Genomic DNA, 18,103 nt, shown 5'->3' with positions numbered 1-18,103 from the left:
TAGTTCATCCACTGTACAAACGATGTTTGTTTTGGTATCCTTTATTTGAAAATATTTTTTGACGTTTAATTTAGGGGGGAAATGATGATGAGGTGGAAGAAAGCGCTTTCGATTGTTGCGGTCCTGATGTGCTTGGTGCTGCTGTTCGGCTGTTCCGGTTCGAACCAGTCTTCGGGCGACAACAATGGCGGCGGGAAAAAAACGATTAAATTTATGCATCTTTGGCCCGAAGGAAGTTCAAAAATCCATTACAACATCGTGAAAAAGATTATTTCCGATTTCGAAAACGAACATCCGGATGTACGGGTGCAAATGGAAGTGTTGAGCAATGAGCAGTATAAAGAAAAATTGAAAATTTTATCCGCGTCGAACGAATTGCCTGACGTCGGCATGACATGGGCGGCCGGTTTTTTGGAACCCTATGTAAACGGTAACAAATTTGCTCCCTTGGATGATGTCGTCGAGAAAGAATTAAAAGACAGTTTTGTCCCCGGCACGGTCGAAGCCTATGCCATCGACGGAAAGACCTACGGACTGCCGCTCGAGTTAAATATCGCTTTGATCTTTTATAATAAAGCCATCTTCGATAAATACGGACTGTCGGCCCCTAAAACCTATGATGAATTTAAACAGGTGGTCGAAACCCTGGCCAAAAACGGCGTTCAGCCAATTGCTTTAGGGAATAAGGATCGATGGACCGGTTCCCTCTGGTACATGTATTTTGCCGACAGGATGGCCGGAGCGGACGTGTTGTCAAGCGCCCTCAAAGGGGAAACCTCCTTTGAAGAACCGGCGCTGATCGATGCGGCGAAGGAAGTTCAAAATCTAGTGAAAATGAATGCTTTCGTCAAAGGGTTTAATGGACTTTCGGATGAAGAAGCGAAAAGCATGTTTATGAACGGTCAGGCGGCCATGTACTTGATCGGCACGTGGGATTTGCCAAACTATACGACGAATGAAGATGTCCCGAAAGAATTCAGGGAATCGATTGGTTATTTAAAATTTCCGACCGTCAATGGAAAAGGCGATTTGAACAGCTTCGTCGGCGGACCCGGTGTCGGCCTGTTCGTTTCCGAAGATTCCAAAGTGAAAGAGGAAGCCAAACAATTTGTGGCCTTCTTTGTCAAAGAATGGGCCGAAAGGGCCGTGACGGAAGTTGGGGTCATTCCTGCGACAAAACTGGACACCTCGTCATTAGACTTGCCCCAAATGTATATTGATGTTTTGAACGAGTTGAACAACGCCACCAACTTAACGTTATATGCGGACGTGCAAATGCCGGCGAAACCGGCACAAGTGCATTTGGACGCGATTCAATCGCTCTTCGGACTGGAAATGACCCCGGAACAATTTGCAAAAGAGCATGCGGAGGCCATAAGCGGCCAGTGAATGAAAACGCGGGGACATTTTTTAAAAATGAAATTAAAGAAAAGAAGAGGACATATCCTGGAATCAGGATAGTCCTTTTCTGCTTCATTATCGATATGGGGTTGATTTGATGAACAAGGTGATGTCGAACAAACTGGCTATTGCGTTGTATATTCTTCCATCCCTCTTTCTGGTCTTGACCCTTATATTTATTCCGTTATTTTTAACAGGTTTTTTCGGCTTGATGGAATGGGATGGAATCGGGAAAATGACGTTCATAGGTTTAGAGAATTACATGACGGCATTGCAGGATAAGAAGTTTTGGGCCAGCGCATATCATTCGTTTTTGCTCGCGTTCTTTTCGACGCTCATGTTGTTTGCCTATTTGGCCGTTGCGCTGTTACTGTCTTCCAAGCTAAAAGGAACGAATTTGCTGAGAAAAATTTATTTAATTCCGATGTTATTGTCCTCGGTTGCCATTGCCCAGCTTTGGATTAAGGTGTATAACCCCACCAACGGGATTCTGAATGCCATCCTTAAGGCGCTGGGAGTGGATAATCCTCCGTCATGGCTTGCCGAACCGTCGATCGTCTTGTACGCCATATTTATTCCGATTTTATGGCAGTATGCGGGATTCTACATTTTGATTTACTACGCGGCATTAAAAAACATCCCCGAATCCATCATTGAAGCCGCCAGAATTGACGGGGCTTCGCCTTTTCAAATCGCTTATAAAATAAAGATCCCTTTGATAAGAGGCGTATTTAATGTAACGGTGATTTTGGCCGTCGTAGGTTCTTTAAAATATTTCGATCTCATCTATGTCATGACAAACGGCGGCCCGAACGGGGCGAGCGAAGTGATGGCATCCTATATGTATAAACTGGCCTTCGTCAAATATGACTTCGGGTATGGAAGCGCGATCGGATTCCTGCTCCTCGTCATCGCTTCGATTGCAACGCTGATTATCCGAAAATTGACGCAGTCCGAGAATATCCAATACTAGCGGGGGAGTTGGCCCATGAGAAAATTCGGTTATGGCATATTATATGTTCTGCTCGGTTTCATTGCCGTTGTTCAAATATATCCGATCTTTTGGCTTTTCCTGTTTTCGTTGAAGGATAACCGGGAGATTTTTGCCGGTTCTCCTTTTGCACTGCCCTCTCAATTCAGATGGGAAAATTATCAAAAAGTATGGGAGGGAGGCATAGGGAATTACTTTTTTAACAGCGTCTGGATTACCGTAGCTGCAACTGTCATAACGGTTTTATTGGCCAGCATGACGACTTTTGCGATCACAAGGATGAAGTGGAAATTAAGCAAATTCGTATTAGGTTTGTTTATGATCGGTTTGATGATTCCCATTCATTCCGCGTTAATCCCGCTTTTCAATATGTATTTGCGCATGAATTTGATCGATCATCCGCTGTCCCTTGTATTGACGTATGTCGCCTACAATTTGCCGATCACCGTCATGATCATGCTTGGCTTTTACTCTACGATTCCGCGTGAAATCGAAGAAGCGGCCATTATTGATGGCTGTTCCGTCAACAAACTCTTTTTTCGGATCATTCTCCCGATGACCACCCCGGTGATCACAACGACTGCGATCATAAATATGATTTATAATTGGAATGAATTTGTCTTTGTGAATACGTTTATTAGTTCCGACAAATATAAAACCCTGACCGTCGGCATGCAAAACTTTATTGGGCAATACATGACGGATTGGGGCCCGATCGGCGCCACATTAATAATAAGCATACTCCCGATTATAATTGCTTTCGTGTTTTTCAGCGATAAGATCGTGGAAGGGATGTCTTCCACCGCGATTAAAGGTTAGCAATCTATTAAAAAACTAAAACGTTTGGAAAACCCAATTTGACAAGACCGGTGATTTTTCCCCCAATCGGTTTAAAATTCCCCGGAAGGATCGCAATGATCCTTCTGCTTTGCTTGTTGGGCCTCCTTTTCCCGTGACCGGCCTCTTTCCCCTTTAGGCTTGCAGGAATCGATGGAACATCGCAGCCGAAAGAATCGAAACCCCACTTTTTTCCCATTCCCCGAAGCTTTTGTTCCTCAAGGATAATCGGGTTCCCGCACCGCTGGGCGGTCACTGAAGCGCTGGTCGGGTTCGGTTTTCAGTTCTCCCGTTTCATCCATGGTGCGAACCGTGGGCTTCACAAAGACAGAAAGCTTCTACATTGATCGCCGCGGGAACGCCCGCAACAACCGGCAAGAGATAAAAAATTTGTATCATAAACGCCGGGATTCGATTAAAAAAATGATTCATAAAACATTAGTTTATCCAATGTACAAACGAAGTTTACGATGATATAATTTTTAATGAAAACGCTTATATTTTTTTAATTTAGGGGGGATCTCGAATGAAGTGGATGAAGAAGGCATTTTCAATGATGGTACTCCTTGTCTTCGCTTTTGCCCTTGTTGCTTGCGGGGAGGATGCGGGTAAGGGAAATGAAAGCGGAAACAACAAAAATTCGTCGAACGGCCAGGAAAATAAAAAAATTAAAATTGCACTGTCTGTTACGGATTTGTCGTTGGAAAGATGGCAGCATGATCGGGACATCTTTATTGATAAAGCCAAGGAATTGGGTGCGGATGTGATTGTCCAATCCGCAGACAATGACGAGACGAAACAACTAACCCAAATTCAAAACATGCTTTCTCAAGGCATCGATGTTTTGGTCATCATTCCCGTAAACAGTGACTCACTGTCTCCCGTCGTCGATCAAGCGAAACAAGAAGGGGTCAAGGTGTTGGCCTATGACCGGCTGATCACGAACTGTGATGTCGATGCATATGTTTCGTTCGACAATGTCAGGGTCGGGGAATTACAGGCGGAATATTTGGTGAAAAAAGTCCCGAAAGGGAATTATTTCCTGATGGGCGGTTCGCCAACCGACAATAATGCGAAATTATTTAGGGAAGGGCAAATGAATGTTCTTCAGACATTCATTGACAAGGGAGATATTAAAATTGTCGGCGATCAATGGGTAAAACTCTGGGATGCCAATGAAGCCATGAAGATTATGGAAAACGCTTTAACTGCCAATAATAACAAAATCGATGCGGTCGTTGCCTCGAATGACAGCACGGCAGGCGGGGCCATTCAAGCGTTGGCCGCGCAAGGTCTTGCTGGCAAAGTGGCCATTTCAGGGCAGGATGCCGACTTGGCGGCAGTACAAAGGATTGCGGAAGGGACGCAAACGATGACGGTTTATAAACCCATACACAAAATAGCGGCAACAGCCGCTGAGATAGCCGTTAAATTAGGAAAAGGGGAAAAGATAGAAACCGATGACACCATCAACAACGGAAAAATGGACGTCCCCTACGTCAAATTGGAACCGATCATGGTGGACAAGGACAATTTAATCGATACAGTGATCAAAGACGGATTCCACTCCTACGATGACGTGTACAAAAATGTCCCGGAAGATCAACGCCCGCCGCGGCCGTAATTCATCCGGCCATACAAATTTAATATTTTGATGATTCTTGTCGGAGAAGATTTATTCTTTTTCGGCAAGAATCATTCTTTCGGAGGAGAAATTTTATGGAATATATCTTGCAAATGAAAGGCATTACGAAAGAATTTCCCGGTGTACGAGCCTTGAACAATGTCACCTTTTTTGTGAAGAAGGGGGAAATTCATGCCCTTTGCGGAGAAAACGGTGCCGGAAAATCAACCCTTATGAAAATTTTAACCGGCGTATACCCTTATGGCACTTACAAAGGGGAAATTTATTTGGACGGAAAAGAGGTAAAGTTTAAGTCGATCAAAGAATCGCAGGATGCGGGAATCGCTATCATCCATCAGGAACTGGCCCTTGTTGAAGAGATGTCTGTTGCCGAAAACATCCTGTTAAGCAACGACTTAATGAGAAGAAAATACATCGATTGGAATTTAATATTTGCGGAATCTTTAAAATGGTTAAAAGAAGTGGGGCTTGAAATCGACCCGCAGACGAAAGTGAAACAGTTAAGCGTTGGAAAACAGCAATTGGTGGAAATTGCGAAAGCGTTGACATTGAATGCCAAGATCATCGTTTTAGATGAACCTACTGCCGCATTAACCAAAAATGAAGTGGAAGTATTAATGGGGATATTGAGAAATTTGAAGAAAAAAGGCGTTACTTGTATATATATCTCCCATAAATTATCCGAAGTTTTGGAGATTGCGGACACGGTCACCGTGTTAAGGGATGGGGAAACGATAAGCACCGATCCCATTGAAAAGTTGACCGAAGAAACAATCATAACGAAAATGGTCGGGAGAAAGATCACAGACATCTATCCCTACAAAAAACGGGAAATAGGCCCCATTATTCTGGAAGTCAATGATTGGGCAGTGGTGCAAAAAAGTACGGGAAAGAAAATCATCAACCATGTTTCCTTTTCCTTGAAAAAGGGAGAGATTTTAGGGATCGCGGGATTAATGGGAGCCGGGAGGACGGAATTGTTCAGCAGCCTTGTCGGATATTATCCCGGCCATGTTACGGGAACAATTAAAGTAGACGGAAAAGAGAAAAGAATTAGAAATCCGAGGGATGCCATCGAAGCAGGCATCGCCTATGTCTCAGAAGACAGAAAAAGATATGGTCTGGTATTGGGCATGAATATCATCCAAAATACAACTCTATCGTCATTAAAAAAGGTAATGAGATATCAATTGATTGATCAAACGATCGAATTGAAAACGGCGCAAGAAATTAACGATAAGGTAAAGCTCAAGGCGCCGAATTTGGAAATAAAGGTTTCCCAATTAAGCGGCGGGAACCAGCAAAAGGTTGTAATCAGCAAATGGTTATTGAATGACCCCAAGGTTTTAATATTGGATGAGCCTACGAGGGGCATCGACGTCGGTGCGAAATACGAGATTTATAAAATCATAAACGAACTGGCAAGCCAGGGAGTCGGCATTATACTCATCTCTTCGGAATTGCCCGAAATATTGGGGATGTCCGACAGGATATTAGTGATGGCTGGAGGACAAATAACAGGCGAACTAAAACGGGATGAGGCCAGCCAGGAAAAAATCATGACTTATGCCACCGGGGGGACGAAAAGATGAATCTTAATATGCAAGAACGTCATTGGTTAAATACCGGAAAATCCGCGAAACTCTCTTTTAAGTTTGATTTGCAAGCGTATGTGCTTATTCTAGCTTTTTTGGTGATCATCCTTTTATTTGGGGTTTTGACAAACGGAGAATTTTTGTCTTCCAGAAATATTTCCAATCTGTTTACGCAAATGTCGGTCATTGCCTTGTTGGCCATCGGAATGACTTTAATACTGATTGTTGCCCATATTGATTTGTCCGTCGGATCCGTGGTCGGATTGACGGGCGGCATTGCCGCCATTCTTCAAGTATGGTATGGGTGGAGCACGTGGGCCGTCGTGCTCGCGGCGATCTTGATCGGAGCTCTAATCGGGCTTTGGCAGGGATGGTGGGTTGCATATCGAGGCGTTCCCGCATTCATCGTGACATTGGCGGGGATGTTAATTTTTCGCGGGATTTTGATCGGTTTGACGAGAGGGCAGACGATCGCCCCGTTGGAAAACAGTTTTAAAGCGATCGGAAACAGTTATTTGCCTTATGCTTTGGGCTATATTTTAGGCCTTGTGAGCATCGTTTTATGGTTCTTTTTTACTTACAGAAACAGGAAAAAACGCATCAAATTAGGGCTCATGGTTCCCAGTGCTTGGTCGAGTTACGGGAAAACGGCTGTATACGCCTTCCTGATCTTATTGATTATTTACATGTTGAACCGGTATTTCGGCGTGCCTATACCGATTCTTATCGTTGTAGTATTTGGCGGAATCATCGCATTTGTCAGCCATAAAACCGCATTCGGCAGGTATTTGTATGCCATTGGCGGGAATGCGGAAGCGGCGGCTCTTTCAGGGATAAATATAAGAAGAAATACATTGTTTGTGTTTATCATAATGGGCGTATTAGCCGCCACTGCAGGCATATTGTTAACGGGAAGATTAAATGCCGCCACAACCAGCGCCGGCACTTCTTTCGAAATGGACGCCATCGCTGCTTGTGTGATCGGGGGCACCAGTCTGATGGGGGGCAAAGGGAATGTTATTCGCTCCATATTGGGTGCGCTAATCATGGCGAGCATCGATAACGGCATGAGCATGATGAACATGGAAGCCTTTTGGCAATACATCGTGAAAGGGACCATTTTATTGCTGGCGGTGTGGATTGATATTTACAGTCAAAAAAGAGCGGCATAATCATCAAATAAATGAAAGAGGATGAGAGCAGATGAAACGGGTGCGCTGGGGCATTATAAGCACCGCCAATATTGCGGAAACGCAAATTATCCCCGCCATTTTAAGGGCATCGAACGCAGAATTGACGGCCATTGGAAGCAGTAATACAAAGAGAAGGGAAAAAATCGTTTCTGCCTTCGATATTCCCAAATCTTATCATCATTACGATGAATTGCTGCATGATCCCGATGTCGACGCTGTTTACATCCCTTTGCCGAATTCCTTGCATAAAGAATGGATCATGAAGGCTGCCCAAGCCGGAAAACACGTCTTGTGCGAAAAACCGATCACGTTGAATGCGAAAGATGCCCAGGAAGTTTTTGATTTCTGCAAAAGAAACGATGTTTTATTGATGGAAGGGTTGATGTATCAATTTCATCCCCAGCATCAAAGGGTGCAGGAAATCATTCGTTCCGGTGAAATCGGCGAGATTCAATTAATGAAGGCCAGTTTTTCTTTCCTATTGGAAGAGAAAGAGGGAAATATCCGGACGGATCCTAAAAAGGGCGGGGGATGCATATATGATGTGGGTTGTTACTGCATTCATGCAGTCAGAAATATTTTAAAAGCGGAACCGAAGGAGCTTATTGCGTTTGCGGATATTGATCCCGAATACGGCGTGGACGTTTCCGCCTGGGCGTTTATGAGAATGGATAATGGCGTCAAAGCGATCATCGACTGCAGTTTTGAAATGGATTTTAGGGAAGAGTATGAAATCATCGGAACAAAAGGGACGATTAAAGTGCCGCAGGCTTATCGTCCGGATAATAATGGAGGCCAAGGCTTAATCATTATAAACAAAAATAATGGCCAAAGGATTGAAAGGATCTACGGCGACCAATATAAATTGGAGATTGAACATTTTTCGAACGCAATTTTGAACGGAACGGAACTTGCCTATGACGGTGCAAACTCGGTAAAAAATATGAGGGTGATTGATGCATGTTTTGAGTCCGTAAAAACGGGTGAAAAAGTAAGTTTGTGAGATTCGGCAAATGAAAAACGCCTCCGAAGCATCGGGCTTTTTAAGTTTAAACCGGCCCGGGATCCGCTTTGGAGGTGTTTTTTGTTCGTGCTTGATGACGGAATTAGATGTCCGGCCGATTTTGCTGCTTTTTATATCGGTGATCATTGAACATAAAGCCTTGTTGCCGACTGCCATTGAGGCCGCGGACAGCAAAATGGAGTGGGCGTTTTTCAAAGGCGATGCCGCCCGTTCTTCCTGGCAAATTTCAAAGGCAAAGCCGGCGATCGAAAAAGGGTCGAGGATCCGGACCCGTTTACATTTTTTCTTTTGTTCCCATTTTACACAAAAATAAAAAAGAATTGACTTGGCCGAATCCTACTTTCTGTACTTTTTGTTGTATGTTTTAAACACATCCCTCGTCTGCCTGATGTATCGGTAAATCCTGTACGGTTTGCGGATGATGCGGATGGGGAGAGACAGCAGGAATCTGCTGAGGTCTTTCCGGTATTCTTCCGTGATTTCGGCCGGTTTATGGACGATTTTTTCGTATACTTCTTTATAGAGCTCCTTTAACAGATCGACCTTGATTTCCACCGAATGTCCGCAATTCTTGCATTCGATCCGGGAAATGTGATTGTTGATGTAAGTGATCACGTGATCCTGCTCATCATTGCAGTGAATGCAAAACAGCGCGGCCTCCATTTCCTTGATTTCCACGGTTTTCACCCCTTTTTGATTGAGCGCTGCAATCTTTCCCCGCGGTTAAAAACGAAACTTCCTCTCATTCTTATTATATCGAATCTTTTTTAAGACTTTCCAAATCTGAAAATATTTCAAGAGGAAAAGGGGTATTTCTGCTATTTTTCTCCCCGCTCTATTACAAATGTAACATAAAATTACGAATGCGAAAAGATGGACATACACAGCCAAAAGAAACCAGGCATTCATTCGGGGATGCCGATTGGGGGAGGTCCCGGGCGGTGCCATCGGCGCAGAAAAACAGGCCTCGGTTTGGCGGCCAAATATCATCCGGGATCATGCCGGGGGCTGGGACGGCTGTCGTGTTCCCGCTTTGGAAAGGGAAAAGCCGAAACATGCTGTCCCTGCCGGCAATCGTTTCCGAATCATCCGAACCAAGGCCGCTTACGGAATTCGGGCATAACCGGAACGGGTGGATTTGCCCCGCGGCGCCGGAACTCCGCAATCATTTCGTGCTTTCGGCATGCGGGGGATCAGTCGGATCGGGGAATGGACCGATCGTTTTCCCTTCGACGGGTCCTGTAACAGGTATATTTCTCTCCCTTTTGGAATCCGTTTCCCCTTGTTCCTTTGTTTCTGTTTGTCAGGGCGAAGACCGGCAAGCGCCCGGAAAGACAGCCAGGAAGAACGAATGCGCACGGCCTTGGCACCAGGTTTCCGAATGGAGCGCAGAAGCGCAAATAACCGAAAGATTCACTGCCCAGAAGGCGTCCGGGCCGCCGTTCATTGCCGCAAGGAGGATGGTTATATTCTTTCATCTCTTTTGCCAAACCTCCGGTACGCGGTAATAGGTCTTTCGCTTTGGCGGATAAGGAACCGAACCCGATCCCTTCACCTTGACAGAAAGGCGAAAAAATTCTATATTTATTACAAACGTAACTAATAAGAACAAATGTAAGGGGAGGGGGATACAACTTGAAAGAGTACAAATTACCCGATAGCATCACAAATGACAAATTGGTTGAGCTGTACAAACAAATGTGGGTAATCAGATATTTTGACGAAAAGGTGGACCAGTTTTTTGCCAAAGGGATGATCCACGGCACCACCCACCTTTGTGTCGGTCAGGAAGCGACGGCTGCCGGCGCGATCGCCGTTTTGCGGGAGGAAGACAAGATCACCAGCACCCATCGGGGGCATGGACATTGCATCGCCAAAGGGGCGACGCCGGACCGGATGATGGCCGAACTGTTCGGCAAAGCCACCGGCTACTGCAAGGGGAAAGGCGGTTCGATGCATATCGCCGATCTGGATAAGGGCAATCTTGGCGCCAACGGGATTGTCGGCGGAGGAATTCCCCTGGCGGTCGGTGCGGCGTTGACGTCGAAAATGAAGCAGAAAGGCTACGTTGTCTTGTGCTTTTTTGGAGACGGGGCGACGAACGAGGGAAGCTTTCACGAATCGTTAAATCTTGCCTCCATTTGGAAACTTCCGGTCGTTTTCTTCTGCGAGAACAATCAATACGGCATGTCCGGTTCCGTAAAAGAAATGGTGAATATCGAAAACCTCGCCGACCGGGCGGTCGCCTACGGCATTCCGGGAAAAGTGGTGGACGGAAACAACATCCTGGAAGTGATGGAAGTCACCCATGAAGCCGTGGAGCACGCCCGTTCCGGAAAGGGTCCGGTCCTCATCGAGGCAAAAACGTACCGCTGGAAAGGGCATTCCAAGAGCGATGCGCGGAAGTACCGGACCCGGGAAGAAGAGCAGGAATGGAGAAAGAAAGATCCGATCAAGCGTTTCAAGGAGTATCTGATCGACAAAGGGCTGTTGACGGAAGAAAAGGCCGAACAATTGCGCGAAGAGGCCTTCCAGGAAATCGAGGATGCGGTAAAATACGCGGAATCCAGTCCGGAACCGGCCATCGAATCGCTTTTGGAAGATGTATACGCTTGACGGAAAGGGGAGGAAACATGAGGGAGATCACGTATTTGGAAGCGGTCAGGGAAGCCATGACCCAGGAAATGAGAAGGAACGAAGACGTTTATCTGATGGGGGAAGATATTGGCGTATATGGAGGCGCTTTCGGCGTAACCAGGGGAATGATTGAAGAATTCGGACCCGAACGGATCCGGAACACCCCGATTTCGGAGGCGGCCATCGCCGGAGCGGCGGTCGGGTCGGCGCTGACGGGGATGCGGCCGATCCTGGAAATCCAGTTTTCCGATTTTATTACCATCGCCTTGGACCAAATCGTGAACCAGGCGGCCAAACTGCGCTATATGTTTGGCGGCAAAGGCAAGGTTCCCATGGTGGTCCGGACGCCGGGGGGCTCGGGTACGGGAGCGGCCGCCCAGCATTCGCAAAGTTTGGAGGCGTGGACGGTCCATATTCCCGGATTGAAAGTCGTCCAGCCTTCCACGGCTTATGATGCGAAGGGATTGCTGAAGGCCGCCATCGATGACGACAACCCGGTCATCTTTTATGAACATAAGCTGCTGTACAAGACGAAGGGCCATGTACCCGAAGAACCCTATTCGATTCCCCTCGGCAAGGCGGATATCAAGCGGGAGGGGAAAGATGTCACGATCGTGGCGACTTCCATTATGGTCCATCGGGCGTTGGAAGCGGCAAAGGAACTGGAAAAAGAGGGAATCGATGTGGAAATCGTCGATCCCCGCACCCTCGTCCCCCTCGACGAAGAAACGATCGTCCGTTCGGTGAAAAAAACCGGGCGGGTGGTCATCGTCCATGAAGCGGTGAAACGCGGGGGAATCGGCGGGGAAATCGCCGGCGTCATCGCCGAGAGCGAAGCCTTTGACTATTTGGATGCGCCCATCAAACGTTTGGGCGGATTGCCGGTCCCGATTCCCTACAATCCGAAACTGGAGAAGGCTGCGGTCCCGCAGGTGCCGGACATCATCAAAGCGGTAAAAGAAACGGTTCATTTTAAATAAGGGGGGGAGTCCGTTGCCGAAGGAAATTTTCATGCCGAAACTGAGCAGCACGATGCGGGTGGGCACCCTGCTCCGCTGGTTTAAAGAAGAAGGGGAGCCGGTGGAAATCGGGGAACCGCTGTTCGAAATCATGACCGACAAGATCAACATTGAAGTGGAGTCCTACGACAGCGGGATCTTGCTGAAAAAGTATTACGAACCGGAAGCGGAAATCCCGGTCAACCAAGTGATCGGCTACATCGGCAAACTGGGGGAAAAGGTACCGGACGAACCTCCGGCTCCGGGTTCCGGCCCGGCGGAAAGCCCGCGGGGGCAGGAAGGAACGTCTATAGAAGAACAGGGAGCGGCCGATCATCAGCCGGAGGATGAAATCCGAAAGGTCCGGGCGACCCCGGCCGCAAGGGCGCTGGCAAGGAAAGCGGGTGTAGATCTGGGGAAAATTTCCGGAAGCGGACCCCGCGGCCGGATTCAAAAGAAGGATGTCGAACAATATTTGGAAGCGGCCGGAACGAAACCGAAGGCAACACCGCTCGCCCAAAAAATCGCCAAGGAAGAACAGGTGGATTTGCGGGCGATTTCCGGAACCGGTTCCGGCGGGAAAATTATGAAGCGGGATGTGCTTGAAGCCGTCCGGGCATCCGAACAACAAAGAACAGAAAAGCGGGAAGAAATTCGGAAACCCTTGTCGGGCCTCAGGAAAGTTGTGGCGAACCGGATGGCGCAAAGCGCATTTACCGCTCCCCATGTGACGTTGTCCACCGATATCGATATGGCAAAGGCCGTCGAAATGCGGCAATCCCTCCTCCCGGTGATCGAAAAACAGACCGGGCTCCGTTTGACCTATACGGACATTCTCATCAAAGCCGCGGCAACGGCCCTGAAACGCTTCCCGGAAGTCAACGTCCATTTTGAAAACGATGAGGTCGTCTCCCGGGATGAGGTCAATGTGGGCATGGCCGTTGCGGTCAAGGACGGTTTGCTCGTTCCGGTCATTAAAAATGCGGATAAAAAAGGCTTGGCCGCCATTTGCGCGGAGGCCAAGGATTTGAGCAAACGGGCGAGGGAGCAAAAACTCCTTCCGGATGATTTAAAGGGTTCCACCTTTACCATCAGCAACTTGGGCATGTACCCGATCGACGTATTCACGCCGATTATTAACCTTCCGGAGATCGCCATTTTGGGCGTGGGAAGAATCCAGGAAAAGCCGGTTGTCATCGACGGTGAAATCGTGATCCGGCCCATGATGACCGCCAGCCTCTCCTTCGACCACCGGGTCATCGACGGGGCGCCCGCGGCGGAATTTTTGGCCGAAATCAAACGGATCCTGGAAAATCCCTTGGAAATGATCGTCTAAAGGGGGAGTCGCTTTGGCAAAATCCTATGAAATCGCCGTGATCGGAGGCGGTCCGGGGGGATATATGGCCGCTCTTAGGGCGGCCCGCCTCGGAAAAAAAGTCATGCTGGTGGAAAAGGAATTTTTGGGCGGCACCTGCTTAAACCGGGGCTGCATCCCATCCAAAACCTGGATGAAAAACGCGGAGATCCTCGAATCCATGGAACGGGCAAAGGAATGGGGGATCGAAACCCCGGAAATCTCCGTCTCCTTCGGCAAGATGAAAAGGCGGAAGGACGAGGTCGTCACCAGGCTTCGCAACGGAGTTTCCCTTTTATTAAAGAAGGGGAAAATCGATGTCTATGAGGCGGAAGGTATTGTCGAAGACGAACATACGGTGAAAGCCGTTACGGAAAAAGGGGAGGAACGGATCCGCGCCGAAAAGATCATTGTGGCGACCGGGTCTTCCCCGGCATTGCCGCCGATCGAAGGGCTGGCCTCCGTCCCTTGCTATACGAGCGATACGATCTTCGATATCGAAAGCATACCGGCATCGTTGATCATTATCGGCGGCGGCGTCATCGGAGTGGAAATGGCGACGGTTTTTGCCGCATTGAAAACGAAGGTCACCATCATTGAAGCGGCGGAACGGATCATTCCCGCGGAAGACGCCGAAGCCGCGGAAACATTGGCGAAGGCCCTAAAACGAAAAGGGGTAAAAATCATCACAAAGGCCACGGTAAAAAGATTGACGAAAGAAGGGGAAACCGTTGTTGCCGAATGCGCGGACGGGCAAGGCAATCCCTTGATCGTGACGGGGGATGCGGTTTTGATCTCCGTCGGGCGAAAGCCCAATCTGTCCGCCGTCCGTACAATCGGTCTGGAAATGAACGGTCCTTTCATTAAGGTCAATGAAAGGATGGAAACGAGCGTTCCGAATATTTATGCCGTCGGCGACGTCATCGGCGGCTACCAATTGGCCCATGCGGCCTATATGGAAGGGATCGTTGCCGCATCCAACGCGGCCGGATTGGACAAAAGGATGGATGATAAGGTGGTCCCCCGCTGCATTTTTACTTTGCCCGAGGTTGCCGGCGTCGGATTGACGGAAGAGGCCGCGGCGAAGGCGGGCCTCCGTGTCAAGACGGCGAAATTCGATCTGGCGGGAAACGGCAAGGCGCTCATTTCCGGGGACACGGGCGGCTTCGTGAAAATCGTTTATGAGGAAAAATTCGGGGAAATCCTCGGTGTCACCATGGTCGGCCCCCATGTGACTGAAATGATTTCGGAGGCCTCTTCGTTTATTTCCCTGGAAGGAACCGTGGAAGAAATGGCGGGAATGATCCACCCCCATCCCACGATCTCGGAAGCCTTTTTTGACGCCGCCTGGAAAATCTTCGAATAGGGGAGGATTCTGTTCATCCCGCTTGGAAATCGTGGGCGCCCCCGGTCCGTTAAAATACAAAAACAGGCTTTTTACCCAAGGAAGCCTTATTATACAATAGGGATAACAGAGATTGGAAAGAAAAGGTGAGAAGCATGATTCCTTGGGAAGAGAGAAGGCAGCTGGTCAAAGTTGCCACGTTGTACTATACGGAAGGCTGGACGCAGGAACAAATTGCGAAAAAGATCGGGGTGTCGCGCCCGATTGTCTCCAAAATGCTGCAGAAGGCGAAGGAAGCGGGGATCATTGAAATCTATATCAAGGACGACAGCATCCACACGGTGGAGCTGGAGCAAAAATTGGAAAATGAATACGGCCTGAAGGATGCCGTCGTCGTTCCCACGGTCGGGTTGACGCCGGATATGGTCAAGCGGGCGGTGGCAAAGGCGGGGGCTTACTATCTGTCGAAAAATTTGAAATCCGTGAAAAAACTGGGCATCTCCTGGGGGACCACGCTGGCGGAAGTGGTGAAGGAATTTCCGTATATCCGCAAAGAGGATGTGAAAGTCGTCCCGCTGGAAGGGGGGATGGGGCGCAGGCATGTGGAAATTCATGCGAATCAGTTGGCCCATGAATTGGCCAAAAAGCTGAACTGCACCTGTTTATATTTGTACGCCCCGGCCATCGTGGAATCGGCGGAATTGAAAGAAAGGCTGCTGGCCATGCCCGACATCGAGCTCGTCCTCGAGGAAGGGAGAACCGTCGATGTCGCCGTCATCGGGATCGGCAACCCGCACAAATTGTCCACCTTAAGGGAGCTGGGGTATTTGGACGAGAACGATTTGAATTATTTGCGGAAATTGGGCGTGGTCGGCGACATCGGGTTCCGCTTTTTCGACGCGGCGGGCAACGTGGTCATCGACGAATTCACCAATCGGGTCATCGGAGTGTCCCTGGAGGAATTAAAGAAGGTCAAACAGGTGATTGCCATCGCGGGGGGCATCCATAAATTGGACAGCATCAAAGGGGCCCTGAACGGAAGGTTTATTGACGTCTTGGTCGTGGATGAACAAACGGCCGCGGCGATTGTGGAAAATTGGTGATCGCTCAGCATGGCGGGCGGTTTCCGTTCGCGAAGATAATCGCGGTACAGACCCGGGGGTTGTGCTGTTTTTTGGGAAGAGGGAGCGGTTCTCCAGAGGAGACAAAGCCGCTTCCTGTTTTTTATGGAGAAGGGAAAGCGGGGCGAGCGGTCCGCGTGTATGGGCAAAGCCGTTTCCTGCCCATGTTTCCTGCCGTTTTGCCGCGCCGGACGAAGATCGCGCGGCAGGAAATGCACCTGGCCGGCGGACGACGGGCAAGCGGCCTGCACGCCGGAAAAATTTTTTCATGAACGGCAACTAACCCGGCCAGCCGGGGAAATCAAGCATGCGGCTTCGGCGTGCGCATCCATGGCTTTGCCTGAAAATGAATGTGGCTAGGTTTATTTGGCGCGGAAAATTTAGTAAAGTATCTCTAAGGGAACGTCCCTCCCCCGTGGCAAAGCCGTCTCCATGGCATCGCAGCCTGTTTTTTCCCGGATGAAGGAAAGGAAAGCCTGCCCTCCTGCGGTGTCCGCATAGCGGCGCGAAAGGTGAAAGATCGAGATTTTCGCGCGAAGTCCGGAATGGAAAGGTTGGGGTCGGCCGGCGGATTTTTTGGAAAGAAGATCGGCGCAGAACATGCGGGAAAAGATTCCCAGCCCAAAGCCAGCGTTGGGACGGAACCAGGCCGCCAAAAGGTGGTCCCGATTGCCGCCGCCGGTTCCCGGGGGACGGTATAAAAAGAACTGCAAACGGTTCCAAAAATACCAAAGCGACCGGCGAATGGAAAGGGGATCCCGTGCCGCAAAGGCCGGGGCGGTTGCGGGCGGTCAAGCGGGAGAAGCGGCGGACGGCTTGTCCGGGGAGAAAAATGGATGCCCCGCGGAGGCCGATTCCCGGGCGGACGTGAGCGGTTTCGCGGGCTAGCCGGGCCCGGCCGCGGTCCGTTTCCAAGATTGCCACGATGTTTATGGGATGATGGGGAAAGAAGCGGGCAAGCGGGCCGGACGGGAAACGGAAAATGGAGGTGGTGAAAAAGCGGACAAATAGAAAAAATCCCTCTGTTGTCCTATCAATTTAGAAAATGGCTGAACGCAGGCATAAGGACTGTTCCGGAGCGGTGAGGGCGGCCATCCGCCGAATTGGGGAAGCATCCCGCCCATTTTGCCGGCCCGCGGGAGCGGCGGAATTTGCGCCGCGGGAAAACCGGAAATGGGTGAGCCCGAACGGCTGTCTTTCAACTTTTTGGAAGGATCGCCCGAAAAACGGGCGATGAAGCGGGGCTACGCCGGGGGTTGAAACGCGGGTTCCGGAGCGGGGATGTTCCGAAAGCGGGAGAGGATGGACCGGCCGGAAACCCCGGCCCTGCCGGCGGCGGATCTATAAATTTCACTTTTCAGCATTTTGAAATATTTTGTTGACAACGGAAAACGGTTGCAGATATAATTTAGACAAAGGTAACATATAAGAACAAATGTAATATTTTTCGCAACAGGGGAGGAAGGAGAATAATATTCATGGCATCTATGTTTCACGAAGATTGCGTTTTGTTAAACATTGAAGCATATGATAAGTATGAAATTTTGTCCAAACTTTCCGATACATTATACAGGCGGGGGTTCGTCAAGGATACGTTCAAACAGGCGGTCATTGACAGGGAGGAGAAATTTCCCACCGGGCTGCGCCTTCTCTCGATGGGGGTGGCCATCCCGCATACGGACGCTGTCCATGTGAATCAAACTTCCGTGGGGGTTGCGGTCTTAAAAAATCCCGTCCGGTTTTCTTTAATGGGAAGCCAAGGGGAAAACGTGCCGGTTTCCATCATTTTCATGCTGGCAATGGGAGATGGGCAAAAACAATTGGAGATGCTCACCAAACTCATTGAATTTTTCCAAAGGGAAGAAGAACTGAAAAAGATGCAAAGGATGACGTCGGAGAAAGAGGTTGTCACTTTTTTGGAAAGTGAATTATTGAAAAATTAAAAAATAACAGGCGGTGATG

General features: G+C 48.8%; 14 protein-coding genes. 13 read left to right on the top strand and 1 reads right to left on the bottom strand.

The window, feature by feature from the left end; all coding sequences use genetic code 11:
* The first annotated feature begins 87 nt into the window (after positions 1–87).
* The 7 genes from A3EQ_RS0102530 to A3EQ_RS0102490 all read left to right on the top strand — a co-directional run bounded on the left by A3EQ_RS0102530 (position 88) and on the right by A3EQ_RS0102490 (position 8,665).
* A complete protein-coding gene (locus tag A3EQ_RS0102530; protein WP_020153614.1) occupies positions 88–1,389 on the top strand; it encodes an extracellular solute-binding protein in 1,302 nt (433 codons plus the stop codon).
* Between the two features lie 109 nt (positions 1,390–1,498).
* A complete protein-coding gene (locus tag A3EQ_RS22395; protein WP_020153612.1) occupies positions 1,499–2,374 on the top strand; it encodes a carbohydrate ABC transporter permease in 876 nt (291 codons plus the stop codon).
* Positions 2,375–2,389: 15 nt separating this feature from the next.
* Positions 2,390–3,211: a carbohydrate ABC transporter permease gene (locus tag A3EQ_RS22390; protein ID WP_020153611.1), complete on the top strand. Its 822-nt coding sequence runs from the start codon at positions 2,390–2,392 to the stop codon at positions 3,209–3,211.
* 544 nt (positions 3,212–3,755) lie between these two features.
* Positions 3,756–4,853 carry a D-xylose ABC transporter substrate-binding protein gene (gene xylF / locus A3EQ_RS0102505; RefSeq protein WP_020153609.1) on the top strand — a complete coding sequence of 366 codons (1,098 nt, stop codon included), beginning with the start codon at positions 3,756–3,758 and terminating at the stop codon, positions 4,851–4,853.
* A gap of 95 nt (positions 4,854–4,948) precedes the next feature.
* Positions 4,949–6,466, top strand: coding sequence for a xylose ABC transporter ATP-binding protein (locus A3EQ_RS0102500; protein WP_020153608.1), 1,518 nt, complete (start codon positions 4,949–4,951; stop codon positions 6,464–6,466).
* Positions 6,463–7,641 (top strand): sugar ABC transporter permease, encoded by a 1,179-nt coding sequence (locus A3EQ_RS0102495; RefSeq protein WP_020153607.1) that lies wholly within the window; start codon positions 6,463–6,465, stop codon positions 7,639–7,641. The genes A3EQ_RS0102500 and A3EQ_RS0102495 overlap by 4 nt, the downstream gene beginning before the upstream one ends.
* A gap of 31 nt (positions 7,642–7,672) precedes the next feature.
* Positions 7,673–8,665: a Gfo/Idh/MocA family protein gene (locus tag A3EQ_RS0102490; protein ID WP_020153606.1), complete on the top strand. Its 993-nt coding sequence runs from the start codon at positions 7,673–7,675 to the stop codon at positions 8,663–8,665.
* 357 nt (positions 8,666–9,022) lie between these two features.
* Here the strand turns inward: A3EQ_RS0102490 and A3EQ_RS0102480 are convergent, their stop codons facing one another.
* Positions 9,023–9,364 carry a hypothetical protein gene (locus A3EQ_RS0102480; RefSeq protein WP_026499685.1) on the bottom strand — a complete coding sequence of 114 codons (342 nt, stop codon included), beginning with the start codon at positions 9,362–9,364 and terminating at the stop codon, positions 9,023–9,025.
* 1,020 nt (positions 9,365–10,384) lie between these two features.
* Here A3EQ_RS0102480 and A3EQ_RS0102470 point away from each other — a divergent pair.
* The 6 genes from A3EQ_RS0102470 (at position 10,385) to A3EQ_RS0102425 (ending at position 18,084) form a co-directional block, all read left to right on the top strand.
* A complete protein-coding gene (locus A3EQ_RS0102470; RefSeq protein WP_120667740.1) occupies positions 10,385–11,302 on the top strand; it encodes a thiamine pyrophosphate-dependent dehydrogenase E1 component subunit alpha in 918 nt (305 codons plus the stop codon).
* 17 nt (positions 11,303–11,319) lie between these two features.
* Positions 11,320–12,303, top strand: coding sequence for an alpha-ketoacid dehydrogenase subunit beta (locus A3EQ_RS0102465; protein ID WP_026499684.1), 984 nt, complete (start codon positions 11,320–11,322; stop codon positions 12,301–12,303).
* 13 nt (positions 12,304–12,316) lie between these two features.
* Positions 12,317–13,657: a dihydrolipoamide acetyltransferase family protein gene (locus tag A3EQ_RS0102460; RefSeq protein WP_020153600.1), complete on the top strand. Its 1,341-nt coding sequence runs from the start codon at positions 12,317–12,319 to the stop codon at positions 13,655–13,657.
* Between the two features lie 13 nt (positions 13,658–13,670).
* Positions 13,671–15,041, top strand: coding sequence for a dihydrolipoyl dehydrogenase (gene lpdA, locus A3EQ_RS0102455; protein ID WP_020153599.1), 1,371 nt, complete (start codon positions 13,671–13,673; stop codon positions 15,039–15,041).
* Between the two features lie 134 nt (positions 15,042–15,175).
* Positions 15,176–16,123 carry a sugar-binding transcriptional regulator gene (locus tag A3EQ_RS0102450; protein WP_020153598.1) on the top strand — a complete coding sequence of 316 codons (948 nt, stop codon included), beginning with the start codon at positions 15,176–15,178 and terminating at the stop codon, positions 16,121–16,123.
* A gap of 1,496 nt (positions 16,124–17,619) precedes the next feature.
* Positions 17,620–18,084 carry a PTS sugar transporter subunit IIA gene (locus A3EQ_RS0102425; RefSeq protein WP_026499682.1) on the top strand — a complete coding sequence of 155 codons (465 nt, stop codon included), beginning with the start codon at positions 17,620–17,622 and terminating at the stop codon, positions 18,082–18,084.
* The last annotated feature ends 19 nt before the right edge of the window (positions 18,085–18,103 follow it).

It is taken from the genome of Caldibacillus debilis DSM 16016 (genome assembly GCF_000383875.1).
Taxonomy (GTDB): Bacteria; Bacillota; Bacilli; order Bacillales; family Caldibacillaceae; genus Caldibacillus; species Caldibacillus debilis.
Note: the sequence above shows the minus strand (reverse complement) of the source record. Positions and strands in the feature narration are given on the sequence as shown.